The organism is Vibrio sp. S11_S32 (genome assembly GCF_014694465.1).
Taxonomy (GTDB): Bacteria; Pseudomonadota; Gammaproteobacteria; order Enterobacterales; family Vibrionaceae; genus Vibrio; species Vibrio algicola.
Window position 1 is genome coordinate 1 of sequence record NZ_JAAUWS010000002.1, and the last position, 25,504, is coordinate 25,504.

Below are 25,504 nucleotides of genomic sequence, written 5' to 3' on the forward strand. Positions count from 1 at the left end.
AGAATATTGCTTGGCGACCATAGCATTGTGGACCCACCTGATTCCATGCCGAACTCAGAAGTGAAACGCAATAGCGCCGATGGTAGTGTGGGGTTTCCCCATGTGAGAGTAGGACATCGCCAGGCTTTGATTTAGTATACTGAATAGACACTGCGGAGTGGTAGTTCAGTTGGTTAGAATACCGGCCTGTCACGCCGGGGGTCGCGGGTTCGAGTCCCGTCCACTCCGCCATTATTCATAGATGTAAATTATACTAGATTTTAGGGGTGTAGCTCCAACTGGCAGAGCAGCGGATTCCAAATCCGCGTGTTGGGAGTTCGAATCTCTCCACCCCTGCCATATTAAGGCCTTAGCAGAAATGCTAAGGCCTTTTTTCGTATTATAGTAATATCATACCAATTCAAATAATTAACTGGTCAATTGACACCAATCTCTAGAGCAGAGTGATTTCACTCTGCTTTTTGTGCTACTAAATATATTCAATGCTGAACAAAGTTTATTAATGATATTGTCGTAGCCATTAAAGCATCAGTTTGCGACTTCATTCTAACGCAACCAACTCTATACCGGCTCAATTGGATTTAATTCTGGTGAATAAAGTGGGATGAAGCATACTCACATTATCCAAATTATCTGCAAGATGACTTTGATGTCAACTTTCCGGGTCCACCATAACAAGTGAGTGTTTGCCGAATAGCGTTGTTACCGACGATATTAATTCAAGTTGTTTTCTCATGATATCCATATTGCTAAAAGGAGCCACGATGGCTTCGGTGCATCTGTTGTAATACATACAACTCTAAACAAATAGGAATATTCAAATAGTTACTGCTGAATTGCTCTTGGACGAGAGTCTTTCTCTGCCTAAATTGTTGTTGTGATATGACGTTGAGCAAATATTGCTTTATCTTGAAACCAGATCAATACATCATCGAGATGAACGTGACTAGGGAGCTTAAGGGTCGTTTCAATTTTGAATTTTTTTAAAACTCTCTTGGGTTTCTTCTGATTGCTTAGGATACTGGAACGAGTGGTGATCAAGCTTAAATTCAGATGGTGTAAAAGCTGATAGATTCAAATATTGAGCAATTTCAGTTCGTTTTTTCCCATCAAGAAAATGCTCAGAGCTCCAGAGCTTAACAATTAGCTATGAGCCTGTTGCTTGTTGATGAAAATATCTTTACTCCAGTTAAATATGATTAGAATTGCGAGTATTCCACCGCAACTAATCGTCAGCCAATGTGGTAATAATTCATGCTCCGGCCCAATTTGTGGTGTCACTTGAAAGCCATATTGAGTCACTAAGTAGTCGACAAAGCTCCCCATTATCAATGCACCACCGAGTACTCCACCTAAGTAACCAAAGAGTGCACGTTTTCCCATTTCTTTGGCTACAATACCTAAACTAGCAACATTACTGGCCGGGCCAGCTAGCATAAAGACTAAAACTGCTCCTGGTGATATTCCTGCTAATAAAAGTCCTGCAGCTACAGGGGTTGATGCGGTGGCGCATATATACATAGGTATTGATATTAGAACCATTAGTAACATAGCCAAAATACCACTGCCCCAGCCTTCTAAAAAACCATCTGGCATATAAGCTTGAATTAACGCTGCAAAGCCTAACCCTACCAATAACCACCCACTGGTATCTTTTAATAAGTCTGTTGAAGCAAAAGTAAGTGATAGTTTGATCTTACCTATTAACGTATTAGGTTTTTCTGTATCAGAATCGGATGAAGAACCACAAGAAGTTGTTTTTTTATTTGAACAACACGATGGCTTTATTTTCAATATTCCATTGGGTTTAAGCATGGCACTATCTGGTTTTAGAATAGTAGTTTCTGCATTGCTGCAACATGATGAGGCAGGTGTTAGCTTTGAAGGGGATGATATTGATGAAACCGTAATCTTCTTCTCGTCTCTACCGACTAATATTCCAGCCAAAATTGCACTGAAAATTGCTGATATTGGACGCATTATTGCCATAAATGGGCCTAATAAGACATAAGATATCGCGATAGAATCGACGCCGGTTTCTGGTGTTGAAACTAAAAATGAGGTGGTTGAAGCTTTAGAGGCTCCGGCTCTACGTAAACCTACTGCTGCTGGGATCACGCCACATGAACACAGAGGTAATGGCGCACCGAAAATAGCCGATTTTACAATTGCTTTAAAGCCACTACCACCAAGTTGACGATTAAGCCATGTACTTGGAATGAATACTTTGATGATACCTGCTGTGATTAAACCGAGTAGCAACCAAGGTGCCGACTCTAAAAATAATTCTACAAAGTGAGATAAGAAGTTCATTTTACGCTCCTCGGTTATGTTGATGGTGCTGATGTGTTTCTGGTTTTACATCATCGGTATTGGTTTCTAATGCCTGCAAGATAGTGCAATCCACTGCGCTATTTGGGCCGCCACAACAAGCTGACGATAGAGTTTGTAATGAGCGTTGAAAATGAAGAAGTTCAGCTAGTTTTTGTTCGACTTGTTGTAACTTGAGATCGACAACTTGTTTAACATCGGCGCACGCATTGGTGGCTTTATTGACATCTATATCTAATAATTCTTTGATATCAGAAAGATTGAAGCCGATTTTTTTGGCGCGTAGGATAAATTGAAGCGCTTGTTTATCTTGCTCGGTATATAAGCGATAACCTGAATCAGTTCGAGCGGAAGGGATCAATAACGCTGATTTTTCGTAAAACCTCAGAGTATCGTTATTCACATTACACAATTTTGCCAGTTCGCCAATCTTATACATATCTTGAAACCCTATTTTTAAGTTATAAAGAGTATAAACCTTGGAGGTAACTCTAGGGTCAAGTGTTAAGCGTTATTTAAACAATTAGGGGTTAAAAAAGCTCATAGAAGGCGATCTATGAGCTTATTTTTATGCTTTTATTAAATTGCAGTTTTAAGCTTGATGCTTTTTAAAGATAATCGACGTATTGATGCCACCAAAAGCAAAGTTATTACTCATGATAGTATCGCAATGCATTTCTCTGCCGCTGCCTTTAATATAATCAAGATCACCACAAAGAGGATCGACATTGTTTAAGTTTAGAGTTGGGCTAAACCAACCTGCATGCATCATCTCAAGGCTTAACCAAGCTTCGACCGCACCACATGCTCCTAACGTATGACCAAAGTAACTCTTAAGAGAGCTAATGGGTGTTTTATTTCCAAATAGATTGGCAGTGGCATTACTTTCGGCAATATCCCCACGGTCGGTAGCGGTGCCGTGAGCGGAAATATAATCGATTTGTGAGGCTGGAATATTGGCATCTTCTAACGCTAATTCCATACAACGTTGCATATTATCCATTTGTGGTTGAGTCACATGAGCGGCATCACAGTTGCTGGCAAAGCCTATGATTTCAGCATAAATAGTCGCACCACGCGCAATAGCATGTTCATATTCCTCAAGAACTAAAGTTCCTGCACCTTCACCAATAACCAGCCCATCACGGCTTTGATCGTAAGGACGAGGGGTGGTCTTCGGTGCTTCATTTTGTAAACTGGTGGCAAATAAAGTATCAAACACCGCAGACTCCGTTGGGCAAAGCTCTTCACCTCCGCCTGCCACCATAACCGTTTGGTAGCCGTGTTTAATCGCTTCATAAGAATAACCAATCGCTTGGCTACCAGATGTGCAAGCACTGCTGGTCGGGATCACTCGTCCGCGCAGCCCAAAAAATAACCCGACATTAACCGCAGCAGAGTGTGGCATCATTTGTACATAGGTTGTGGCAGTGATGGCTCGGGTTGATTTCTCGTTCAACATCACCCCAAAGGCAGCAATGGCAGGTGTACTACCAGTGGATGAACCATAGGCCACGCCAGCTTGACCATTGGTTAACGTATCGTGCTTATCGCCATTTTCGTTAATCAGGCCGCTTTGCAATAAAGCATGTTCAGAGGCCAGTGTTGCCATTTGAGAAACTCGACCCATTGAGCGGATCTTCTTGCGAGTGTAGTGCTTTGGCAACTCAAAATTATCAATTGGCGCGGCAAGTTTGGTATTTAAGCCATCATACTGCACATAGCTTTGCATAAATTGGACGGCATTTTCGCACGCCTGAAGCTTGGGTAAAATCGTTGCCCAATTATTACCAAACGCGGTCACACCAGACATTCCAGTTACTACAACGCGACGATTCATATTAAACCTCCATTAACTGAAATAACTTGTCTTGTGATATAAGCAGCATTATCCGACATTAAATAGCGGACTAACCCAGCCACTTCTTCGGGTTTCCCCATTCGGCGTAAAGGCACTTGTGGTAAGGCATGTTCTTTTACGTGCTCATCCACCATTCCGGTATCGATCAAACCTGGAGCGACACAGTTTACGGTGATTTTTCGCTTAGCTAACTCTAAGGCTAATGATTTTGTTGCGCCAATCACACCGGCTTTGGCTGCGCTGTAATTGGTTTGTCCTCGATTTCCCATAATGCCAGAAACAGAGGCAATAGTAACAATTCGGCCACCACTGCGTTTCTGCACCATCGGCATCACGCATGGGTGCAGGACGTTATAGAAACTGTCTAAATTGGTATGGATAACACTATCCCATTCATCTTCCATCATGGCGGGAAAAGCGGTATCTCGGGTTATGCCTGCATTGCTGACGACTCCATAATAAGCACCATATTGTTCAATATCCGCTTCAAGTTTCGCGCGAGCTTGTGCACGATCACTAATATCGAATTGAATAATATGAGCTTGTCCACCGGCTTGTTCTATTTGAGCCTGTGTGTCTAAAGCACCGCTTTGATCCGACATATAATGGATAGCGATATGAAAACCATCTTTTGCCAGTTGAGTAGCAATCGCTTTGCCTATCCCTTTACTGGCTCCGGTCACAAGAACGTGTTGAGTCATTAGTTTTCCTTTTATTTGGTATCCGATATTGCCGGTTGCCCCAGCATTTCGTGTAATTGGGTTTTAGATGGCACAAAAGCATTTAATTGCGCACTGGCGACAGACTCACCTTGATATTTAATTTCGCACTGAAAGACCGCCATACCATTATTCTCCATCACTTTTTCTGCGTGAATATCTAAAGTCGTGTGCAATGGGAAGTGCGGCTGTTGGCTGTGATAACGACGCGATCCAAGTAAGAAGCCAATCGAGGGTGTAGCCCCTTGTTTCCATGCTTGATAACCTGACCACGCCGCGATAGATTGCGCCATAAATTCGATTCCAACATAAGCAGGAACGGTTTGGGATTGTTGATCAAAAAACAAGTTGTTAGATTGAATATCGACTTGAGTATCAATATGTTCATCACCGACATCGATCAAACGATCCACTAAGATCATTGGCGCTTGATGTGGGATCAACTGGTGAATAGGCGGTATGCTTGATTCAATCATGTGGGTACCCAAAAATAAGACTGACGTTATTGCCACCAAAGGCAAAAGAATTACTTAAAATCGCAGAAGATGATTGTGGGTGCGATGAGAGTAAGGAGTTTGATGATGCTAATTGAATACCTAAATCTTTATAAGCAGCAGTACTCGATTGAATCGGAAGCGGCAGTTGATAACGTAAAATATGCCAACAAATCGCCGCTTCAATCGCACTGGCGGCGCCTAATGTATGCCCAGTTAAAGGTTTGGTTGAACTGACTGGCACTTGAGCGCCAAATACTCGTGCAATTGCTTTAGATTCCATCGCATCGTTAAGCGGGGTTGCAGTGCCGTGAGCATTGATATAGCCGATATTCTGCGGCTCTAAATGGGCATCAGCTAATGCTTTACGCATGGCTTGTTCTGCGCCATTTCCCTCGGGATGTGGCGCGGAAATATGATGCGCATCGGAACTGTCACCCACACCTAATAAAGCGATCGGTTGTTGGTTTAGGTCTGACGTTGGCTTATCTAAACAGAGCAACATAAAGGCGGCAGCTTCACCTATATTGATGCCATCCCTATCACTGGCAAAAGGTTGGCACAAAGTATTGGATAAGGCTTCTAAGCTATTAAAGCCATTGAGAGTAAGCTTGCACAGCGTATCTGCACCGCCGACGATCACCGCATCCACTAAGCCAGAAAGCAATAATCGTTTAGCTGAAATAAACACTCGACCACTGGAAGAGCACGCGGTCGAAATGGTGTAACACGGCCCACAAAGATCAAAGTAATCGGCGATAAACTGACTGGTATTGGCGATCTCTTGTTGATGATAATGATAGTCGCTCGGCCAATGTTGCTCTTGTTGATGAGCGAGCAATGCTTGTTCACCATCGGCAATACCTGAAGTACTCGTGCCAACCACCACTGCGATCCGATCGACGCCATAACGTGTAATTGCAGCATCAATATCGGGTTTTATTGCTAATAAGGCTGATAACGCTAACCGATTATTGGCGGTATTTTGATCCACAAAGTTATCTGCAATAGTCGGACGATCACCTGTGGCATAACCGACGACGGTTGATTTTCCATCATTAAGCCATTCATCACTGAGTTTCATATCCGGTGATATACCTTGTCTTAGACGATGATGGATCTGATCCGCTTGTTGCCCTAAAGCTGAGTGGGAGCCACAAGCATGGATATAAATGGGTTTAGACATGTAAAATCATTACCTTTAAAAATCGGGTTGGTGTAACAAACAAAGCTATTTGTATTGTAAGGTTTTTATTTTAATGGTGAAGCCTAATGACGGATTTATAAAAGTGATATCACCTTTCAAGGCATTTTGGTTTTGATAATGGATATCTGCCACCACCTGACCTTTATCATCAATTAATTGGCGCTGCTTACCTTGGCTAGAAGGATCATCAGTTTGAGTTAATCGCCAACCCAGTTGCGACAGCGGTTGTTGCCACACCTCAATTGGCCACAAGGTGATCATTAAATTAAACAGCACTTGTTGCGGTTTTGGCAGCGTATTTCCAAGGCCGGTCATCACATGTGAATCAATCTGATTGTCGGCATACTGCAAACTGAGAATACGCGTGCCCCAAGAGGAGAATCCGGCTAATACCAACGTGTTATCCGACACTTGCAGTTGAGTTGGCAACTGATTATTGGAATCTTGATAGGTGACAGAAATTAATTGGCTCGCGGTTAAGTCATAGCCTAATTGGTTTGGGGTTGGTAGCGTCACCCAGACATCTTTTGCGATCTCTACTTTGGCTTGATCTTTGTCGGAAGAGGTAACGCTATTAGCAGTACAAGCGCTTAATAGCAGCAATATAGCCGTTACCAACAAGCCCTTAATATGATATGAATCTATTCGTTTTAGCATGCAGTATTCTTCCTTATGAGCTTATTTTGCTCGCTGATACCTTCATGGCGAGTGGTGCCAATAACCAACAAACAATAATGCCAAACAGTACGGTAATACCAAAACTGTGGATTGCTTGGGTGTCACTCAAGGCTAATAAACCAAATGATAATAATGTGGTTAAGCCAGACAAACTGATCGCCAGTAAGGTGCTATGCAGTGGTTGCGAGTGGCTTATCGTGGTTGAAGCGATCTTAGCTCGACTGTACTCGGCAAAAAATAAGGTGTAGTCGATCCCGATACCTAAAATTAAAATCAACGCCAGCAGGTTAAATAAATTCAATGGCGTGCCAGTTAAAACGGTCACCGCAATTCCAGCACCGCCAGCAATTAAAGGCGGGATCATAATTTTAATACCTTGTTTGACACCATAACGCAGCGCCACCACCATGAAAATAATCGCACTGGCGAGCGCCAATAATTCTGCCACTCGTTCCCGATACAAGCCAAACAAGCGCGAGATATCATCGGTTTTATCCAGGTAAGTTAAATTCGATTGGCTATTGGCATAGCGTTGAATAAAGGCGGCATCTTTTAATCCGGTTAAGCGCACCACGGCCGATTGTTGACCTTCAATTTTACCTAACCACATAAAACGCACCGGATCGGAGATCGGTGAGGCCAGAAAATCGTTGACGGTTACGGGCTTAAATTGAGCATCAAACTCAATCTTTTGGCGTAGCTTTAAGCTTTGTTTTAATTTCGCGCCTTGTTGAGCGTAAAGTTGTTGGCTCAATTGATAGTTTTGATGTTGGGTCAGCGCCGAAGGAATATACTGAGTGAGACTTTGATAACCCTGCAGTTTGTCTTGAGTCACAAAACCATCGAGTTGTTTGGAAACTTGTTCAAGTCGTTGCAGTAGGGCTTGTTCATTTTTAGCCTTAACCAATAGCATTTGCTGGCCATTTTCGATACCAGAGATCGCTTTAATGCTATTTTCTTGTTGTTTGAGTTGCACCGGCAAGGCTTGCAGTTGGCGAATATCATCATTGTAAGTCGCTTGTGATAAACCGAGGGCTATCATAATAAACAAAGTTAAAGGCAAGCCAATCCGAACGCTGCGCTTGTGCCATAACTCTAACCACCACGACATGGCTTGAGTGAGCGGAAGTTTGGACACTTTAGAAGGTGTCGAGGCTAAGATCGGATACCAACACACCACCGAGGCATACGCGGCGCATAAACCAACTGCCGAGAACAACGCCAATTGTTGCAACCCTGGGAAGGGCGCGACTAACATACCTAAATAGCCAATCAAACTGGTGATCAAGCCAAAACTGATCGAGATAAAAATATGGCGTAAACCTTGTTGGCTATCCCAATTTTTACCCGCCGCTAATCGGTCGGTTAAATAGTGGAAGGCATAATCAATGGAGACTCCAATTAAGCTCGCGCCAAATACCAAACTAAATAGATGCACTTTGCCAAATACGCTGACCGTCACCACAAAGGCACTGAGCAAACCACAAGCGATCGACAATAAAGCTAAATTGAGCGGAGTTATGCTACGGTAAATAAATAAGATCAACAAGATGATCCCAATTAGCGAGCCAACCCCGATGGTGCTGATTTCGCTTTTGGCACTTTCGGTTCCATGAGCGGCATAAAAGATCACCCCTGTGTGCAGGATCTCAACTTTGCTTGATGCATTTTTCTCGCTCGAAGCAGGAGTGAAGCTTTGCTCTATTTGATGCTGTAGCGCATTAAGGGCTGGCAGTTTTGATTGCAAATCTAACGCGTAAGGTGAGCCTTTTAATTCCGCATTGATCAGGGCGTAGGTTTTACCTTGATATTGGGCGGTTAAAAAGCCATTAGAAAGAACAAAATTGCCAGAGTTTGCTGATAATTGAGTTAAAAAGTCGCGAAATAACAAAAATGGGTCGTTTTGTAATTCTGCGCCGGTAACCCCAGAAAATGGATTGTAGACACTTTGGATCACATGCTGAGTCTGCTTGGCGCTTGAGGTTTGTAATTGTTTTCGTTGGGTCGATGTCAGCATTTGAAAGCGATTTGGATAATAGAACTTGCCCCAAGCTTGTTGAGAGTCTTGACCCATTTTCCCTTGGATATGGCTAAATAACGATAAATCATCCAGCTTTTTAGTCAGTTCTGATGCCGCCGCAATCGCATTGCTTTTATTTTGACTGCCAACTAAAAAGATCACCTTATTGCTCATGCTGGTGGCGATATTATCAAATGCAAACTGAGAGCTTGGGTCTTGCTTATCTTTTGGCAGCAACGCCATGATATTGGTTTCAATTGGGCTACTGGTCCTTGAAAGTTGCCACGTCAGTGCCACACAAAGCAGCAATACCATGACCAGCCAAGAGAGTGCTAATGTTTTGCTTTTATTGCTCCAATGCGCCATTACTGATTTACTCTCTAAGTATAAAGTGTTTAAAAATAAAGGTGATTAAAAACGAAATGCGTCTTGCTCTGTGGGGTTAAGGGCATTGGGTTGATTGGTTTGTTGGCTAAATTGCATATCGGATTTATCACCTCGAACTTCTTGTAATAACACCGAATCAATATAATCGCCGCCTTGAATCGTAATGCTGGCGAACACCTTATTTAATGGCGCCGCTTTAGGGGTGAGCACTAACGTCCAATGCTTATCGTTAGAGCTGAGATCTAACTTGAATTGCTCGGTTAGAGTTTTGGTGTCGCCTTGGAATAAAGATAAAAAGATATGGCTAAAGTAAAACACCATTGGGTTATCTTTTTTGGCTAACACTTGAGCTGGTTGATCGGCCATTTTTTGGCTAAGCTTATCTTGTGTCAGCACTAAAGAGACCGGAAAAGGTTGGCTTTGTTGCCACCATAAACCTTGTTTCTCCGACAGTAAAAATTGACCACTTGACTCTAAAGGCGCATCAAACATCTTCATGCTGCGAGTTTGAGTAAAATCGCCTCGCACAATTGGATGTTGCGCCAGTTTGGTTTGTAATTGATCAAGCGTGATCGCCTGAGCGGGGATCGTCATTAAACTGATCATTAAGATCAGTACAGATTGCAGTAATAAACCGATCTTATTGCGCATGCCAGATCTCCAGTTTGTCGGTAAAGGCTTTGGGAGAGGTGAAACACATTTCTTCGCTCTGCATATCGACTGCTACTTGCATAGTGTAGCCTTTGGTGAGACGAACACCGCTTTCGGCATTATAAATCACATAATCCACTTTTAAACGGTTCTCCCACTCGGTCAGTTTCGCTTCAACTCGTACGCTGAGATCAAATGGGATCGGCTTAATGTATTTCACTCTAACATCAATAATCGGCCACATATAACCAGAGGCTTCCATGGCGCGATAGTTATAACCAATCTTATCGAGCATCACTCGGCGCGCCTCTTCAAAAAAGCGAAAGTAATTACCGTGATACACCACGCCCATAGGATCGGCATCTTGAAAAGAAGGCGTCATGATCACGCTGGCAGAAAGAGTTTTTTCAGTCATAACGTACTCATTATTAGTGATGGGTTCGATTGATGGTTTAATCATTAGTGATGCCAATCTTGGTTAAGCGTCTAACCAAGATTATCCATTCCGAAAAGACGTTTAAACTATCCATGGGCACTTGGAAAAGAGCGTCCATGCACTTTTAACACTTTTCTCTATAGATAACATAGATAGAGCTTTTAATCGGTTCAACTTAATTCAGATGCTATTAATATAACGGCCATTGTTGCTGTTGGATCTTAGCGACAAATTTGCGTAAATCCGCTTCTAAAGGTCGATCTTCTTCGACAAATTCAAACTCAGCTTGTACCGCTTCCATCATCGCTTTAAGCGCAGGGCTAAAATGCTGGTGGTCGAGTTCATTATTGCGTTTGCGCAGTTCAATCGCTTGAGTCGCAGCCAGTAAAGACGCTGAAGTCACTTGTTCGGTTAATTGCAACACGCGTAAACAATCACGAGAAGAAATCGTGCCCATGCTGACTTTATCTTGATTGTGACACTCGGTTGAGCGCGAGAACACACTGGCCGGCATGGTATTTTTTAACGCTTCTGCGGTCCACGCTGAAATGCCAATTTGTACCGCTTTAAAGCCATGATTAATCGGTTTACGCTCACCAGTTGCACCAGTTAAGTTAAAAGGTAAACCGTTATTGAATTTGTAATCCATCAATTGCGCCATTTGACGATCAAGTAAATCAGCAATATTGGCGACCGCAGTTTTTAAGGTATCCATCGCCATGGCAATATGACCACCATAGAAATGGCCACCGTGCAGCACACGTTCGTTATCACCATCAATAATAGGATTATCGTTAGCGCTGTTAAGTTCGTTTTCGATCATCTGACGCAACCACGGTAGGGTATCTTGTAATACGCCAATCACATGCGGCGCGCAACGTAGAGAATAACGATCTTGCAGACGATCACTGTTGCTTGGTGGGCGCTCTGCTTGTAGATCTGAGCGCAACCATGCCGCAATTTGTTGTTGTCCTTGGTGGGGCTTGACCGCAAATAAGGCTTCATCAAAATGGAAGTCATTACCTTGCATACCGAGCGAAACCATTGCGGTAATTTTAGTTGCCATTTGAGCTAAATATTCCGCGCGTTTAAAAGCTATACACGCCAATGCGGTCATCACCGAAGTGCCGTTCATTAAAGCTAACCCTTCTTTGGGCTTGAGCTTGATCGGTTGAATATTTAACTCGGCAAACACCTCAGCGGTTGGACGTACTTTGCCTTGGTATAACACTTCACGCTCGCCGATCAGTACCGCGGCTAAATAAGAAAGCGGGGTGAGATCGCCACTGGCGCCGACGGATCCTTCTTGTGGGATCATTGGGGTGATCCCTTGATTGATCAAAGTAACGATTTGGTTAAGAAGATCATGGGTCACGCCAGACATGCCTTGAGATAACGAGCACAAACGAGTAGCCAGTACTGCGCGTGCTTGTTGCTGATCTAAATGCTCACCTAAGCCACAGCCGTGAAAACGAGTTAAGTGCAGCGGCAGTTCATCCACCAAGTTCATTGGGATCGCCACGGTGCACGAATCACCATAGCCTGTGGTCACGCCATAGATTACGCCTTCTTCTTTTAATAAACGCTCAAGAAACGCTACGCTGCGGTCTATCTTACAGGTGAAAGCATCGGTCTGGTTCATTTGCGCTTGGCTGCCTTGAGCAATGTTCATCACATCTTCAATGGTCAGACGCTGCGCGCCAAAGGTAATCGTTTGATTATTTAGATTCTGAGTTGTCATGCTGCTCACTCGAGTTAGATTGATTAGGTGAATTAAATGATGAGCGGGTTTTATTTTCCGCTTCGCCACTTAATTGCCAAAAATTAAAAAAGTTATACCACTGCAAAGGCGCTTGTAGCGTGAAGTGCTGTAAGCGATTGGCATACTGTTGTACTAAAGCTTGCATCGCTTGAGTACGTTGTTTGCGGGGTAATTTGATTTGCTGATTAAAAGGTTCGAAATAGACATCAAAATGCGGTCTTTTGCCGGTATGAGTTTCATCTCGTAGGCCAAATAATAAATACACTGGCGCGGCAAGTATGGTGGCCAACAAAAACGGACCTTGGGGAAAGGGGGCTGGTTTGCCTAAGAAATCGGCCCAGACTACCCGTTGTTCTTTGGTGGTCGAAGTACGGTCGCCAACAATCACAATCCATTCGCCTTGTTCGAGTTTTTGCTGTAATAAAATGGCGGTATCCGGCCCCATGCTATTGACTTGAATAAGATGAATTGAAGAGTCAGGATTGACCGCCTTCATCACATTGTTAAAACGCTCTGCATGCTCGGTAAAGACTAAAGCATTTATGGTGACTTTATTGCGCGATTGACCTAATGCGCGGCACAGTTCTAAATTTCCTAAATGCGAGCCTAGAATGACGATGCCTTGTTTGGCGTTGATCACCTGATCAAAATGTTGCTGCCCATGTACGGTGAGATCGCCAGTATTAATATCGCCGCGCCAACCGGCTAATTTATCTAGCATCGTTTGGCCAAAAGAAAGCAAATGTTGATAGCTAGAAACGGGCGTATTTACGGCGAGATCATGTTGCTGTGCATAGGCTTGTACTTGTTGTAAATACTGCTCGGATGCTTGGCGAGCTTGCTTACCAGTACGGTGGTAGTAACGCATCACTAACTTGAGAATAGCGGTAAAAAATCGTCGCCCAAATAGCGAATACACTGCCATCAATAACTTAATCCCAATCACAGTGCCGCGTTCTTTCCTTTTGGCCCAATGTGGCTGAGAAGCGATTGGTTGCGCCTCAGGATTTGTGGCTTGAGAGGGGAAATGACGTTTAATTAATTTCGGTATGCGTGGCAACATGCCAAAGAATAAACGAGTGTGCATTTTGCTGATACGAATATTGTCATGCAAGGCATCAAAGTGAGAAATGCCACCTTCAGGGTAAAACACGCGGGTATCAATAAAGTGAAAATGCATCCCTTCCCAATACAATTTGACTAATATTTCACTGTCAAAGTCCATGCGCGAGCCAATCGAATAATGATCAATAACTTTAATCGTGACCGCCAGTGGGTAGGAGCGAAAACCACACATGCTGTCTTTTATTTCCAGCGATAGTGTTTCAATCCATACCCAGATATGAGTGGCATAACGGCCATATAAACGCGATTTTGGCACCGAATCATCATAGACAGGTTTGCCTGAAATCAAATGCAGCGGTTGCTGTTTCGACGCGGCAATTAATCTTGGTATCGCTTCAATATCATGCTGACCATCGGCGTCGATTTGCAGAGCATGACTAAAGCCTTGCTGATGGGCCAGGCGCATACCCGCCATCACCGCGCCACCTTTACCTTGATTTTTTGCTAGCGTGATCAGTTGAACGTCAGGTTGAGTTTGTAATGCCTCGAGCACCTGTTTGGTGTTGTTATCACTGCCATCATCGACGATAAGAATTGGGAAATTAAACACCTGCAATGATGCCACTACCGCTGCCATCGTTTGGCCGTGGTTATAACAGGGGATCAAAAAGCAGGGTGAAAATGTGCTCATACTGATAATCGTTTCCTTAATCCTTTAAAGTGACACAAGCAATAACCTAAGCATAAATGAAACGTAAAATTAACCTAACAAAATACGACCCGATGAATGGGTAACGAGGCTGCTTTCACTTGTTGATGTATCCGAGTGAACGGTATCAGGCGAAGTATATGAGAAATACAATTTTTGTTTATCACTATGCCAATCTAGCGTAAGCGTCACTTGGCTATCTTTTAAGATTGGCTGTTGGAACTTAATCACTTCCATGCCTTTAAAGTCACTTGGCGTGGCGAGTAATTGTTGAGCAAAATAGATCGCCCAATCGACTTGAGTGACGCCGGGTAATAACGAATAAACCGGAAAATGACCTTTAAAATCTTCAATCTCAGCCTCTACATGTAAATCTAATATGGCGGTAATTTGCGCCGGATGAGTTTGGCTAATTTGCTGGCTGAGGATGCTAGGTTTACGCTTCATTTTGTTTGTCCTTGCTCGGCGCTGAGGTTAAGGTTGGCACGCTAAATAGAGTCTCAATATTACTGATTAAGCGTTTACCTTGGGTATTGAGCGGGATCTCATCGACCACTTTAAAGCGGCGTGGAATGCCCACCGGTTCAATCCATTGATGTAACTCACTGCGCAAATATAGCCAAAACTTCCCTTTGCCTAATTGCGTTAATTTGGCGAGGCCATCAGTGGTTAACGTAATAGCGGCAGCGGTGATCAAGCGTTGCTCGGTTTGCAAGGCAATCACTGCGCTTTCAGCAACCTCGTCAAGTTGATTTAGGCGGCGTTCGATCTCGGTTAATGAGATACGTTTTTCTTCAATCTTAACCACACGATCAGCGCGACCTTTTAAGACAAACTGTTGCGAGTTTAATAATTCACATTGATCGGCGGTTTGATACCAAGATTGACTGTCTACCAGTGGCGATAAAATCCGTAAACATCCTTCCGCGTTAAGCTCTATTTTTATCGCATCAAAAGCTTGCCAAGGTGTGGTATTACTCACTTGTTGGCGATGCGCAATGCCGCCGGTTTCAGTACTGCCAAGTACTTCTCTTGGCCATTGATTATATTGCTCAAAGCAAGTGCGAGCAGCGTCAAAAGCCAATGGACCGCCGGATGAAAAGATAGCGCGATAATTGGATTTCACTTCGCCTTTAGTCACTCGCTTTAATAGCGCTGGGCTGCTGGCTAATACCGTATTGGGTGAGGCGTGCTGTTGCATTTGTTCTGGGTATTGCCAATCGTATGGATAAAAGGCACGACCGGCCGCCAGTGGCCATAACACCCGAAATAATAAACCGTAAATATGCTGGTGGGAGACGGTGCTAGCAATAATAGCGCCGCTGAGTTCTTGCCCCCAAGTTTGCTCCAATTGCGCCAGTTCGGTATCAAGCAGTACTAATGTTTTTTCGATGGCTTTAGGCGCGCCACTAGAGCCTGAAGTGAACAAGGTGATTGGAGTGTCGCCGAGTAATTCAAAGGGGTAAGCTGTTTTTTGTTTGGCGTCACTAAAGGGCAAACTAATGCTGGATTGAAGCAATGGTTCGGCGAACGCATTAATATCAATCACTTCATCATGCAGTAAAGCCTCAAAATGATCGGATAATTCCAACAACGCACCCGATTGTAAATTGCCCGGTAAGATGATGTGCTTTTGAGCATGGCATGCCGCCATAAATGCCACCGCAAACCAGTAACTGTCTTGAGTGCAAATCGCCCATTTTTGTTGTGGGACGCCACGTAAGCGAGAGGTTAATTGCTCCACATGAGATTGAAAATCAGCCCAAACATAATAAGCATCGTTATCGTTTAAGCCTACCGTTACGGCCAATGAAGGCTCACGCGACGCTTGCATTAAACGATAAATAGGCTGAAATAGGCTAGGCGATTGAGTCATGCGGCTTCCGTGTTAAGTCTTTCCATGCACTGTCATTTACAGTGGGGTAAATCAATTAGAGTTTAATTTTAAGCTATGTTTATATCGTTACTGTTGCTGATGTTTTTTTTGAACAAACTGCCGGACTACCCATTCACAAGCAAATAAACTGCCACCACAAATGTAGCTAAGCAGGCCATTGTAAAGCATCCAAATTTCAATCGGTTGAAAGCAAGTGTAAAGTGCGATCGAGCCATTTAAAACAAAGTAACCACACCACACCTTAGTGACGGTGCGGGTATATTGCACCCCACTAGGAGGAAGATCAGGGTCTTGCAGACGAGCAAGACGCTCCACTAAGGTTTGCTTTTGCCATAAGCTACTGCCAAATAATATAAACATTAGGGCACTAACAATGATGGGATAAAAGGTAAACCAGCCCTGTTGTTTAAAAATAGTAGCGAAAATGGTTAAGATGATCCCCGCACCACCGCTTAACCAAGCAATGTATTTTAATTCGGTTAAACGAGTACGATTACCGGCAATAATGCGAATTAAAAACAACACCCCAAGCAAGCCGGCAATAACGCCAATTCCCCAACGATTTAGCCCATAATAAACGGCCAATGGATAAGCCAATAAGACCAATCCAGACAAGGCGGTGAGAAATTTCATAATCTTGTTATCACTCAGCTTTCCTTGAGTAATTCAACCACAGCATCGACCACATCATTGACGCTGCGTACGGCTTTAAACTCGTCAGGCTGAATCTTCTTACCGGTTAATTTTTGTAGATGCACCACTAAATCAACCGCATCAATGCTATCAAGGTCGAGCTCTTGATACAGTTGCGATTCAGGTTTGATGTCATCAGCATCAATTTCAAACAGCTCAACAAAAGCATCCCTTACTTTGTTGAAGACTTCTTCACGATTCATTTCGGTCATAATATTAGTACGCTTATTGTTAGACGATTAGTTAGAAGATGAATGAGTTACACGCTTACTCTTGGCTCGCTGCGACATATTTAGCCAGATTGGCAACCGAAGAAAAATGCTCACGCGTATTGGCATCATCGGCATCAATTACCACGTTATAGCGTTTTTTGATCGCCAGACCAAGCTCAAGTGCATCAATAGAGTCCAAGCCTAAACCTTCACCAAATAAAGGGGCGTCACTGTCGATGTCGCTCACTTGAATATCTTCAAGATTCAATGATTCGATAATTAAGGTTTTTAATTCGTTGTGTAGTTGTTCCACAGTAACCTACCTAAAAGTATTGTTATGAATAGTATTTAATTTTTATTATCAGTATTTTCTGGAAAAAGTGCAGTCGATAAATAGCGATTCAATTGGCGTGCCGCCGTGGTCGGTGAGTCGCTGTTATCAAGAAAAGTATCAATGGCTATCTTACCTTTCACTTGTATATGAAAAAAGGGTTTTACGTCAGGAACTTGATACCACTTCATTTGTTTGGTCAAAAAAGCGGGTGAGACGGTAATATGGATCAAGCGTAAATCGGATTGAGTGCGGACTGCAATTTGCGCCGCGCCGCGTTGTAATGTCGAGGCTTGTCCTTGCGTGGTGCGAGTGCCTTCAGGAAAAACCAATAATACATTACCGTCATTTAAACGCTGATTACATTGCTCTAATAATGTTTCAGGTTCACGATTGGGAATATAGCCGGCGGCTTTGACGATGCCTTGCATAAATGGATTTTGCCAAATACTGGCTTTCACCAAGCAATCACATTGCGGTAAACGTGAGGCAATCAGCACGTAATCAATTAAACTGGGATGATTGGCAATGATTAAACAGTTTTTATCTTGTAAAAGGATGTCGGTACCGTCAAAGCGATAATCAATCGCTCCCGTAAACTTCATGGTTTGACAAAAGAGGGTGAAAGCGTGCTTGATGATCCCTTGCACCCGTATTTCACGTTGCTTAGGGTGGCGAGAGGTTGCGGTCATCACCGGAAACACGATAAACGTCAAAGCCAGAGCGCCAATCCCAAAGATCGTAAAACAACTGCCGGTCGCAATTACTCGCCAGTATTTATTTAATCGTTGAAACAATGTCAATTTAGCATGCGGCATCTTGTTTGGTCGCGTCCTTAGAGATAAAAGATCGTAATGGTTAGAGTTCAGTTAATCGCTAATCTGTGTTGAATCGCAGTGCCATTGCCAACAAATGCGACTGTCATCAATCTGCCATTGTGATTGTGGCAGCGCAAGATTCGCCAGTATTTGTAAGCTTTGAGTCTCAAATATTGGCGGTGATATTGAAGATTTGGTGCGGTTTGGAGTCGAATTTTTGCGCCAACTCAGTTCAACTTGATTGCCGTGGGTTAACACTAAGCCGAAAGCGTAACCGGGGTGAGGTTGTGATTCAAAATGTTGATAAGGCTGTGACAGTGACTCATCAAAATCGATCACCAACACCCGATGAGTTGGGTGCTGGCTTAAATAACTGCTGGCCTCAATTAAAGCATGATGCAAGGTACTTTCACCCGCTGCTAAAGAGGTGGCGGGAATTGGGCTGTGAGTCGCAATAGTAAACAGACCTGCACTGGTATTATGCACCGATTGAGAAAACGCAGTCGGAGAGGCATCTTCACCACTGAGTACTTGTTGTAATAAGGTGGTGGTACGAGCCAATTCGCCATGACGACAAGAAAATATTAAGTAATCGATTGCTTGTTGTTGCGTATCTAAACGCTGTTTTAATGAGATCGCGACCTGCAAAGCCTGCTTGCTTAACGGACTCATACGACGACGCATCATAGCCGGAATGAGATCCGATTTTGGCGTTGGAGTGTCTTGTGGCCAAGCTTGGCTGGTTTGAGATGGTTTTTTAACCGTCATTTTTAACTGCGCCCAGGCTTGCCAAGACTGAGATGAATCGAGCCCACAAGATAACGCTTGCCAATGCTGAATATTGAACGCAATAGTACTCATAAACGGCTGTAATCCATTATTTCGTCGTATGAAGCGTAAAATAACACTTTTTATGATGAAAACGCTATCTTGTGATAGAAATTATTCGCTAGTATTGAGTCACATACGTCATTTTCTTTCATTTTTCAGGACGAACCTTTGAATACTTACCAAACTGATCCTTATACCGCTTTAGAGGCGAAGACCGAAGCGCAAAAACTCGCCTTTGCTCCGATTGTTTTTCATACCGCCCGCACCTTGCGTGATTTAGGTATTTTAACCGCGCTTGATCAAGCTAAAGATGATGGCCTAGCAGCAGCTCAAATTGCCCAGCAAACCCAAGTTTCAGAGTATGGCGTAAAAGTATTACTCGATATGGCATTAAGTGCGCGCATTGTCACTTGGCAAGCACCGAATTATGTTATTGCTAAGCTCGGTTACTCCTTATTGCATGACGGAATGACCCGCGCCAATATGGATTTTACCGCCGATGTTTGTTATGCCGGCATGATGCACCTCACTGAAGCGATTAAAGAAGGCACACCTGCTGGGCTGAAAGAGCTGGGTGACTGGACCACCATCTACGAAGGGCTTTCAAGCTTGCCAGAAAAAGCCAAACAGAGCTGGTTTACCTTTGATCATTTTTATTCTGATAACTCATTTCCAGTGCTGCTAAAGAAAATATTTTCGAGTCAGCCAAAGCAAATTTTTGATATCGGTGGCAATACTGGTAAGTGGACATTACAGTGCTGTAAACACTCGCAAGATGTGGCGCTGACCTTGATTGATCTGCCGCAACAGATCGCGCTGGCGAAAGAAAATGTGGCGCAACATGGTTTTTCAGATCGAGTGACGTTTTATCCTGCCAACATGTTAGATAAAAGCCAAGATCTGCCACAAGGTGCTGATGTGTGGTGGATGAGCCAATTTCTTGATTGTTTCTCGCCAATGGAAATTTTAAGCATTTTACGCCGAGTGCGCGCCGCCATGAAGCCAGAAGCCAAAGTGTATATTCTGGAATTATTTTGGGATGCCCAGCGTTACGAAGCCGCATCTTATAGCTTAAATGCCACCTCGCTTTATTTTACTTGTCTGGCTAATGGTAATAGTCGTTTTTACCGTAGCGAAGATTTTTTAGAAATCGTCGCGGAAGCTGGTTTCAATGTTAGCGAGCGTACCGATGATATTGGTTTAGGCCATACCTTATTAGAGCTAGTGGCGAGCTAATACCTAGAGGTGTCACTAGCGGGGCATCGAATTACTTTGACCGGTATTTCGCTTCGATTTATCAAGGCGCGATTAACATAATTCTTCGATAAAAATGTAAAGTGCATGGAAGTATTTTTCTTCGGCAGCTTGCCACATAACAATGGAACAAGAATGACAGCAGGAACAGAAGATGATTAAGCAATGCACTCAAGTCGCTAAGGCCCATCCGGTTCAGTTGCCGCTGCACTGTTAAAGCAGCGTGGTGTCGACTGTATCGTTTGGAACGAAGCGTTTTTCCACGTTTTTTGATTGGAGAAAGCTTGCTCCCTGCTTGTATGGAAACCCTCAAAAAAGCCAATATGCTTGATGCGATTAATGATGCTGGATTCCAATTTAAAAATGGCGCGGCATTTCGTCGCAACGATGCGTTTACCTATTTTGACTTCACCGATAAACATAGCCTTGGCGAAGGTACGACTTTCCAAGTTCAGCGTGGACCGTTTGATCAGTTATTAGCTGATGAAGCAATAAAGCAAGGAGTCGAGATCCGTTTTCAAAATACGGTGACCGCCGTTGATATTGAGGCAGATAAACCGTTGTTATCTGTAACCGATGAAAGTGGTGAAGGCTATCAAATTGAAGCGGAATTTATCTTTGATGCCAGTGGCTATGGTCGAGTGCTACCGCGCTTATTGGATTTAGAATTGCCATCGGATTTTCCTGCACGCAAAGCGGTATTTACGCATGTGGTGGATAATATCGACGACAGCACCGCACAAGCGATAAGCTATGATCGCAATAAAATCACCATCTATGTCCATCCAGATAATAGCGATACTTGGTATTGGTTGATCCCGTTTTCAAACGGTGTCTGCTCATTTTGTGTGGTGGCAGCCCCTGAATTTTTTGAGGCTTATCCGCAAGATTCGATTGCCGCATTAGAGCAATTAATTAGCGAAGAACCTCATTTACGCCAGTTATTTGTTAATACGACGCTGCCTAACTCTGGTGGCGTGATTGACGGTTACTCGGTAGATGTGAAGCATTTAGCTACCTCTAAATATGCGTTATTAGGTAATGCGGGTGAGTTTTTAGATCCGGTATTTTCATCCGGTGTTACGATTGCGATGAAATCGGCAGAGTTAGCCGTGGACGCATTATTGCCACAACTAAACGGTGAAACCGTCGATTGGGATAAAGCCTGCTCGGAGCCATTAATGATCGGAGTCGATACTTTCCGCGCTTATGTTGAAGGTTGGTATGACGGCCGCCTGCAAAGCGTGATTTTCACCGAGCACCCAAATCAAGCAGTGAAGCAAAAAATCAGTGCCATTCTGGCAGGTTATGCTTGGGATACCAGCAATCCATTTGTTGAAAAACCGCAAGCTAGACTGACCACACTCGCGGAGTTGTGTTCATAATTAGAGCGTAGCAGATATAAAAACACCCCATTAGTGCAAAACTAATGGGGTGTTTTTTTAGGTTAACGCTTTGCTCGGTACTCAATGTTGATAGGCTATTAAAGTTGATAGGCCATTAAATTTATGCCATCGACATCAGTTAGCATTAGTGATCGAGGTAAATATAGTTCTGCCAACTCTTCATGCGGATCAACACTTTACGCATCACCGCTACATGATGGAAATGCTCAGTATATACCGCGATCTCGGCGTTAACCCCAAGTGGTAAGTTATAACTTGAGAGATCATCGGTAACCTTAAACAGCACCATAGTACGACCTTGGGTGTTTAGCGTGCTGGTGCCAAGTAACGAACCGCTGGCTTGAATTTGACCCTCAGCAATTGCTGGGATCACTTGTACCAGTTTGGCTTTAAAGACTCTTCCAGGAATCGAGCGGAACAACAATTCTGCATCATCACCCACACTTAAGCGTTGTAACGAATTTTGACGAAATGCACCGACAAAATAACGGTCTTGTTTGTTTACAAATGTCAGCATAGGTTTTAGTGGTAATGGCACCGCCATCATACCTGGGTGCAACGCCAATTGAGTAACATAACCTGTGGTGGGCGCGCGAACCGTGGTTTGATCTAAATCGAACTCGGCTTTATCGAGCCTTGCTTGCGCCTCGGCGACATCGGTATTGATGCCATCCACTTGGGATTCAAATGCCAATTTAGCTTCATTAGCACTGGCGATCGCAGCGTTGTAAGCGGCCTGAGCTGCTTTAGAGGCTTGTTGGCGGTCATCAACTTGTTGCACGGTAAAGGCACCATGTTTGTAACCTTTAAGGTAACGTGCAGCTTCACGCTTGGCTTTGTCTCGCTCCGCTTCTGCTTGAGCGGCGATCGACTGGGCTTGCTTGTAAGACGACTCTAACCTAAGAACATTTTGCTGCGCGGCGGCTACCATAGCTTTACGTTGCGTGACCACAGACTTAAACGGGGTGTCATCAATTTTAAATAATACGTCACCTTGTTGTAATAAGGTATTCGGCTTAACCGGAACTTCAGTTACGCGTCCTCTGACATTCGGCACTATAGGGGTTGTCGCATAAATTTGTCCACCGACTTGGGTGAAAGGATGATTGTAATTCATTAATAAAATCAAGGTGCCGATCAACGCAATACCACCGAGTACTGCCGTAGGAACGGTCCATTTATTTAATGGAATACGAAATATTTTAAAGATCGCCACACAAAAAGCGGCGTAAGTCAGAATCAGTAATAAATCCATTATTTAGCCTCTCCATCAGTACTTTTAGGATCGGACTTCTCTACATTTGAGAGTGGGAAGCTCGAGGAGTCGGATTGCGCTGGATCATGATTTAATGGTGCTTGTGATGAAGCATCCTGCGGCGTAACGGATGCGTGTTGCTGAGAAAGGAGTAACGACAGTTGAGTGATTTGTTGTTGTAGCCCCGTGACTTGCTCGGTAAGAACATCGACTCTATGGTGAGCATCTTGTTGCTCTTGCTCTATTTGTTTAAAACCCCAACCGCGATCTTCGCGCCATAATGTTGCCCAAATCCACAGAAACGGCCACAGTACATGTAAAGTAAATAAACTGACCCAACCCGCAACATGAATCGCATCTTGGTGGGGGTGATTACGAGATTTTGAAATTTCGTATGGAATGTCATGCAGTGCAATTAATCCATAGAAAAGGAACAACACTACAAAAATAAGTAGGCCGAGAGCAAAATAGTCTAAAAACATAGGGACTCCTTAAAGTTTTTTGATGATAATCTGACTAGAGAAAATAACATTTTATCTATCGGACTGACTGAAATGAGTATATGTCAATTTAAGGTTAATGTAATGAGTTAATATCGTTACTGTTATAGATCTAGCAATTGAAATGTAAGTATTTTTATTATTACGAGCATGGTGTAAGGAATAAAAGGATTGTGATAATAAATGGCGATAAACATGATAAAGGCAATTAAGAAAGAATGGTTTTTAGTCGCAATGGTGGTGGCAATGGCGCTGGCGACTGTTATCCCTAATGTCGGTCGTTCTGGCGGATTGTTGCATTTAGACCAAGTGACAGGGATAGGCATTGCAATTGTGTTCTTTTTGCACGGCATTGGTTTATCGCCGCAAGCATTAAAAGATGGCGTCAATAATTGGCGGCTGCACCTGTTTATTCAGTGTGCCACCTTTGTCGTTTACCCTTTGTTATGGGTGATCTTTGGTCATGGCATGCAATCGATCATGCCTGCGGCTTTAGCGTTTGGTTTTTGTTTTTTATTTGTACTGCCGAGTACCATTTCATCTTCTGTTGCCATGACCGCGATTGGCAAAGGCAATATGCCGGGCGCCATTTTTAATGCGTCACTATCGAGCATTTTAGGCGTGTTTATTACCCCATTTCTTATCCAGTATTTTATGGGGCTTGCTGGTGGGGCAATCAATATAATGGATTCGATCACGTCAATTTCGAAGTTACTGTTATTACCGATGGTGCTAGGGCAACTTTTGCGTCCGCTATTATTTAGCTTTATTGAAAAGCATAAAAATATTGTAGGAAAACAGGATAAATACGTCATATTGTTAATTGTATTTAACGCTTTTAGTGATTCAATTGCAGAAGGGATCTGGCACAGTTTTTCGGTCGATGATTTACTGCTGTCAGTGGTGATTTGTTTGGTGGTGCTGCTATTTATCGTAAACTTTATGCGTTGGAGTGCGAACAAGATCGGCTTTAACCATGCAGACGAAGTCGCGGCGGTATTTTGTGGCAGTAAAAAAACCTTGGCTGCAGGTATTCCTATGGCTAAAGTGATCTTTGGCGCCGATCCAAGGCTGGGAATGATCTTGCTACCGATTATGATTTATCATCCATTACAGATTTTTTATTGCGCAATTTTAGCCAGCCGTTACCAAAAGCACGCCTTAGCGCTTGAGCAACAAACAAGGACAGAACCATGAACCAAGAATGGATCGCGATACTGCAACAATATTATCAATGGATTATTACCGTAGTGGTATTGATCTTCTATCCGATGTTACGCCGCATTCCTGCTCGAATTTTTTTAGGCAGTATGAAAACGGGGATCAGTCCGCACCGTAAACATCGAGCCACCTTATTACTGAACACTATTACTTCAATAATTATCATTGCGCTCTTATTGATGGCGTGGGGAATAGAGTTGCGTGGTTTGCTGGTGGTCGGTTCATCGATGTTTGCACTACTCGGTGTAGCGTTATTTGCAGGTTGGTCTTTGCTAAGTAACTTAACCAGCTTTCTTATATTATTTGGACAAAATGATTGTCGAGTCGGGCGCTGGGTGCGAGTAATTGATGGTGCCAATTATATTGAAGGCGAAATCACAGAAATGGCATTTATGAGTGTCCAGTTACGAAATATCGACGGTAATGTGGTGCTTTATCCAAACAATCTATTTTTAACGCGACCTGTGATTGTATTAACAACACCGCCACAAGCAAGTTCACCAGCCGATAGTACTAAAACAGACAGCAGCAAAACAGACAGTGCAAAAATAGAACCACTACTAAAAGCAGAGACGGTTACGATTGAAGATCCAAAAGTAGAGAAAAAACGTTGGATGAAACGTTCTCGAAGCCATTCTCATAACAAACCAATGTAATGATATTTTTTTGCTGTTAATCTATTGAATATTAATCATTTTAATTTAGATTGAATTCGGTTTTTATATCGAATTCATTCTAAATAACATGATTTAAAATAGTTTTTTGT

The 25,504-nt window shown here is 43.3% G+C and carries 24 protein-coding genes, 2 tRNA genes, 1 rRNA gene and 1 pseudogene; 7 read left to right on the top strand and 21 right to left on the bottom strand.

Going from position 1 to position 25,504, the window contains the following annotated elements:
• Positions 1-9: 9 nt before the first annotated feature.
• The 3 genes from rrf to HC723_RS01655 all read left to right on the top strand — a co-directional run bounded on the left by rrf (position 10) and on the right by HC723_RS01655 (position 339).
• Positions 10-125, top strand: a 5S ribosomal RNA gene (rrf, locus tag HC723_RS01645).
• Positions 126-154: 29 nt separating this feature from the next.
• Positions 155-231: transfer RNA gene (locus HC723_RS01650), tRNA-Asp, on the top strand.
• Positions 232-262: 31 nt separating this feature from the next.
• Positions 263-339: transfer RNA gene (locus HC723_RS01655), tRNA-Trp, on the top strand.
• A gap of 804 nt (positions 340-1,143) precedes the next feature.
• Here HC723_RS01655 and HC723_RS01660 read toward each other — a convergent pair.
• From HC723_RS01660 to HC723_RS01750, 19 genes are all read right to left on the bottom strand, one after another.
• Complete coding sequence (locus HC723_RS01660) at positions 1,144-2,313, bottom strand: SO_0444 family Cu/Zn efflux transporter (protein WP_190337988.1); 1,170 nt, start codon at positions 2,311-2,313, stop codon at positions 1,144-1,146.
• A gap of 1 nt (position 2,314) precedes the next feature.
• Entirely contained in the window at positions 2,315-2,770 is a 456-nt protein-coding gene (gene zntR, locus HC723_RS01665; RefSeq protein WP_153447853.1) for a Zn(2+)-responsive transcriptional regulator, read from the bottom strand.
• Positions 2,771-2,923: 153 nt separating this feature from the next.
• A complete protein-coding gene (locus HC723_RS01670; protein ID WP_153447852.1) occupies positions 2,924-4,171 on the bottom strand; it encodes a beta-ketoacyl-ACP synthase in 1,248 nt (415 codons plus the stop codon).
• On the bottom strand, positions 4,168-4,893 hold the full coding sequence (gene fabG / locus HC723_RS01675; RefSeq protein ID WP_153447851.1) for a 3-oxoacyl-ACP reductase FabG: 726 nt from the start codon (positions 4,891-4,893) through the stop codon (positions 4,168-4,170). The genes HC723_RS01670 and fabG overlap by 4 nt, the downstream gene beginning before the upstream one ends.
• A gap of 11 nt (positions 4,894-4,904) precedes the next feature.
• Positions 4,905-5,387 carry a hotdog family protein gene (locus tag HC723_RS01680; protein WP_190337989.1) on the bottom strand — a complete coding sequence of 161 codons (483 nt, stop codon included), beginning with the start codon at positions 5,385-5,387 and terminating at the stop codon, positions 4,905-4,907.
• Entirely contained in the window at positions 5,380-6,591 is a 1,212-nt protein-coding gene (locus HC723_RS01685) for a beta-ketoacyl-[acyl-carrier-protein] synthase family protein (protein ID WP_153447849.1), read from the bottom strand. The genes HC723_RS01680 and HC723_RS01685 overlap by 8 nt, the downstream gene beginning before the upstream one ends.
• A gap of 45 nt (positions 6,592-6,636) precedes the next feature.
• Positions 6,637-7,269 carry a DUF3261 domain-containing protein gene (locus HC723_RS01690; RefSeq protein WP_190337992.1) on the bottom strand — a complete coding sequence of 211 codons (633 nt, stop codon included), beginning with the start codon at positions 7,267-7,269 and terminating at the stop codon, positions 6,637-6,639.
• Positions 7,270-7,282: 13 nt separating this feature from the next.
• Complete coding sequence (locus HC723_RS01695) at positions 7,283-9,676, bottom strand: MMPL family transporter (RefSeq protein ID WP_190337994.1); 2,394 nt, start codon at positions 9,674-9,676, stop codon at positions 7,283-7,285.
• 45 nt (positions 9,677-9,721) lie between these two features.
• The gene (locus HC723_RS01700) at positions 9,722-10,348 is read right to left on the bottom strand and encodes a LolA family protein (RefSeq protein WP_153447846.1); all 627 of its coding nucleotides are present in this window, start codon (positions 10,346-10,348) and stop codon (positions 9,722-9,724) included.
• A complete protein-coding gene (locus tag HC723_RS01705) occupies positions 10,338-10,763 on the bottom strand; it encodes an acyl-CoA thioesterase (protein WP_190337995.1) in 426 nt (141 codons plus the stop codon). The genes HC723_RS01700 and HC723_RS01705 overlap by 11 nt, the downstream gene beginning before the upstream one ends.
• A gap of 211 nt (positions 10,764-10,974) precedes the next feature.
• Entirely contained in the window at positions 10,975-12,525 is a 1,551-nt protein-coding gene (locus HC723_RS01710; protein WP_153447844.1) for an HAL/PAL/TAL family ammonia-lyase, read from the bottom strand.
• Positions 12,503-14,302, bottom strand: a complete 1,800-nt coding sequence (locus HC723_RS01715; protein WP_153447843.1) for a glycosyltransferase family 2 protein — start codon at positions 14,300-14,302, stop codon at positions 12,503-12,505. Before HC723_RS01715 ends, HC723_RS01710 begins: the two co-directional genes overlap by 23 nt.
• 69 nt (positions 14,303-14,371) lie before the next feature.
• Positions 14,372-14,767: an ApeI family dehydratase gene (locus HC723_RS01720; RefSeq protein WP_153447842.1), complete on the bottom strand. Its 396-nt coding sequence runs from the start codon at positions 14,765-14,767 to the stop codon at positions 14,372-14,374.
• Positions 14,757-16,196, bottom strand: a complete 1,440-nt coding sequence (locus HC723_RS01725) for an AMP-binding protein (RefSeq protein ID WP_190337997.1) — start codon at positions 16,194-16,196, stop codon at positions 14,757-14,759. The genes HC723_RS01720 and HC723_RS01725 overlap by 11 nt, the downstream gene beginning before the upstream one ends.
• An 87-nt stretch (positions 16,197-16,283) precedes the next feature.
• Positions 16,284-16,853, bottom strand: coding sequence for a COG4648 family protein (locus tag HC723_RS01730; RefSeq protein ID WP_178306473.1), 570 nt, complete (start codon positions 16,851-16,853; stop codon positions 16,284-16,286).
• Positions 16,854-16,864: 11 nt separating this feature from the next.
• The gene (locus tag HC723_RS01735) at positions 16,865-17,122 is read right to left on the bottom strand and encodes an acyl carrier protein (protein ID WP_153447840.1); all 258 of its coding nucleotides are present in this window, start codon (positions 17,120-17,122) and stop codon (positions 16,865-16,867) included.
• Between the two features lie 55 nt (positions 17,123-17,177).
• Positions 17,178-17,435: a phosphopantetheine-binding protein gene (locus HC723_RS01740; protein ID WP_153447839.1), complete on the bottom strand. Its 258-nt coding sequence runs from the start codon at positions 17,433-17,435 to the stop codon at positions 17,178-17,180.
• 35 nt (positions 17,436-17,470) lie between these two features.
• Positions 17,471-18,271, bottom strand: coding sequence for a lysophospholipid acyltransferase family protein (locus HC723_RS01745; RefSeq protein WP_190337999.1), 801 nt, complete (start codon positions 18,269-18,271; stop codon positions 17,471-17,473).
• 51 nt (positions 18,272-18,322) lie between these two features.
• Entirely contained in the window at positions 18,323-19,132 is an 810-nt protein-coding gene (locus tag HC723_RS01750; RefSeq protein WP_190338001.1) for a beta-ketoacyl synthase chain length factor, read from the bottom strand.
• Positions 19,133-19,270: 138 nt separating this feature from the next.
• Between HC723_RS01750 and HC723_RS01755 the strand changes: the two genes are divergently transcribed.
• Entirely contained in the window at positions 19,271-20,338 is a 1,068-nt protein-coding gene (locus tag HC723_RS01755) for a class I SAM-dependent methyltransferase (RefSeq protein ID WP_153447836.1), read from the top strand.
• 201 nt (positions 20,339-20,539) lie between these two features.
• A pseudogene (locus HC723_RS01760) lies at positions 20,540-21,741 on the top strand (NAD(P)/FAD-dependent oxidoreductase); the annotation flags it as partial.
• Positions 21,742-21,886: 145 nt separating this feature from the next.
• Here HC723_RS01760 and HC723_RS01765 read toward each other — a convergent pair.
• Together HC723_RS01765 and HC723_RS01770 are read right to left on the bottom strand one after the other, a co-directional pair.
• Positions 21,887-23,017 (bottom strand): HlyD family secretion protein, encoded by a 1,131-nt coding sequence (locus tag HC723_RS01765; protein WP_190338002.1) that lies wholly within the window; start codon positions 23,015-23,017, stop codon positions 21,887-21,889.
• Positions 23,017-23,499, bottom strand: a complete 483-nt coding sequence (locus HC723_RS01770; protein ID WP_153447834.1) for a DUF3302 domain-containing protein — start codon at positions 23,497-23,499, stop codon at positions 23,017-23,019. Before HC723_RS01770 ends, HC723_RS01765 begins: the two co-directional genes overlap by 1 nt.
• A 213-nt stretch (positions 23,500-23,712) precedes the next feature.
• Between HC723_RS01770 and HC723_RS01775 the strand changes: the two genes are divergently transcribed.
• Both HC723_RS01775 and HC723_RS17850 read left to right on the top strand, forming a co-directional pair.
• A complete protein-coding gene (locus tag HC723_RS01775) occupies positions 23,713-24,714 on the top strand; it encodes a bile acid:sodium symporter family protein (RefSeq protein ID WP_274601929.1) in 1,002 nt (333 codons plus the stop codon).
• Positions 24,711-25,394 (top strand): mechanosensitive ion channel domain-containing protein, encoded by a 684-nt coding sequence (locus tag HC723_RS17850; RefSeq protein WP_190338005.1) that lies wholly within the window; start codon positions 24,711-24,713, stop codon positions 25,392-25,394. Before HC723_RS01775 ends, HC723_RS17850 begins: the two co-directional genes overlap by 4 nt.
• The last annotated feature ends 110 nt before the right edge of the window (positions 25,395-25,504 follow it).

What these genes read in the sequence shown, in the direction of transcription:
- HC723_RS01660 (WP_190337988.1), bottom strand. Translation starts at nt 2,313, where the DNA reads ATGAACTTCTTATCTCACTTTGTAGAATTATTTTTAGAGTCGGCACCT.
- zntR (WP_153447853.1), bottom strand. Translation starts at nt 2,770, where the DNA reads ATGTATAAGATTGGCGAACTGGCAAAATTGTGTAATGTGAATAACGAT.
- HC723_RS01670 (WP_153447852.1), bottom strand. Translation starts at nt 4,171, where the DNA reads ATGAATCGTCGCGTTGTAGTAACTGGAATGTCTGGTGTGACCGCGTTT.
- fabG (WP_153447851.1), bottom strand. Translation starts at nt 4,893, where the DNA reads ATGACTCAACACGTTCTTGTGACCGGAGCCAGTAAAGGGATAGGCAAA.
- HC723_RS01680 (WP_190337989.1), bottom strand. Translation starts at nt 5,387, where the DNA reads ATGATTGAATCAAGCATACCGCCTATTCACCAGTTGATCCCACATCAA.
- HC723_RS01685 (WP_153447849.1), bottom strand. Translation starts at nt 6,591, where the DNA reads ATGTCTAAACCCATTTATATCCATGCTTGTGGCTCCCACTCAGCTTTA.
- HC723_RS01690 (WP_190337992.1), bottom strand. Translation starts at nt 7,269, where the DNA reads ATGCTAAAACGAATAGATTCATATCATATTAAGGGCTTGTTGGTAACG.
- HC723_RS01695 (WP_190337994.1), bottom strand. Translation starts at nt 9,676, where the DNA reads ATGGCGCATTGGAGCAATAAAAGCAAAACATTAGCACTCTCTTGGCTG.
- HC723_RS01700 (WP_153447846.1), bottom strand. Translation starts at nt 10,348, where the DNA reads ATGCGCAATAAGATCGGTTTATTACTGCAATCTGTACTGATCTTAATG.
- HC723_RS01705 (WP_190337995.1), bottom strand. Translation starts at nt 10,763, where the DNA reads ATGACTGAAAAAACTCTTTCTGCCAGCGTGATCATGACGCCTTCTTTT.
- HC723_RS01710 (WP_153447844.1), bottom strand. Translation starts at nt 12,525, where the DNA reads ATGACAACTCAGAATCTAAATAATCAAACGATTACCTTTGGCGCGCAG.
- HC723_RS01715 (WP_153447843.1), bottom strand. Translation starts at nt 14,302, where the DNA reads ATGAGCACATTTTCACCCTGCTTTTTGATCCCCTGTTATAACCACGGC.
- HC723_RS01720 (WP_153447842.1), bottom strand. Translation starts at nt 14,767, where the DNA reads ATGAAGCGTAAACCTAGCATCCTCAGCCAGCAAATTAGCCAAACTCAT.
- HC723_RS01725 (WP_190337997.1), bottom strand. Translation starts at nt 16,196, where the DNA reads ATGACTCAATCGCCTAGCCTATTTCAGCCTATTTATCGTTTAATGCAA.
- HC723_RS01735 (WP_153447840.1), bottom strand. Translation starts at nt 17,122, where the DNA reads ATGACCGAAATGAATCGTGAAGAAGTCTTCAACAAAGTAAGGGATGCT.
- HC723_RS01745 (WP_190337999.1), bottom strand. Translation starts at nt 18,271, where the DNA reads ATGCCGCATGCTAAATTGACATTGTTTCAACGATTAAATAAATACTGG.
- HC723_RS01750 (WP_190338001.1), bottom strand. Translation starts at nt 19,132, where the DNA reads ATGAGTACTATTGCGTTCAATATTCAGCATTGGCAAGCGTTATCTTGT.
- HC723_RS01765 (WP_190338002.1), bottom strand. Translation starts at nt 23,017, where the DNA reads ATGGATTTATTACTGATTCTGACTTACGCCGCTTTTTGTGTGGCGATC.
- HC723_RS01770 (WP_153447834.1), bottom strand. Translation starts at nt 23,499, where the DNA reads ATGTTTTTAGACTATTTTGCTCTCGGCCTACTTATTTTTGTAGTGTTG.
- HC723_RS01775 (WP_274601929.1), top strand. Translation starts at nt 23,713, where the DNA reads ATGATAAAGGCAATTAAGAAAGAATGGTTTTTAGTCGCAATGGTGGTG.
- HC723_RS17850 (WP_190338005.1), top strand. Translation starts at nt 24,711, where the DNA reads ATGAACCAAGAATGGATCGCGATACTGCAACAATATTATCAATGGATT.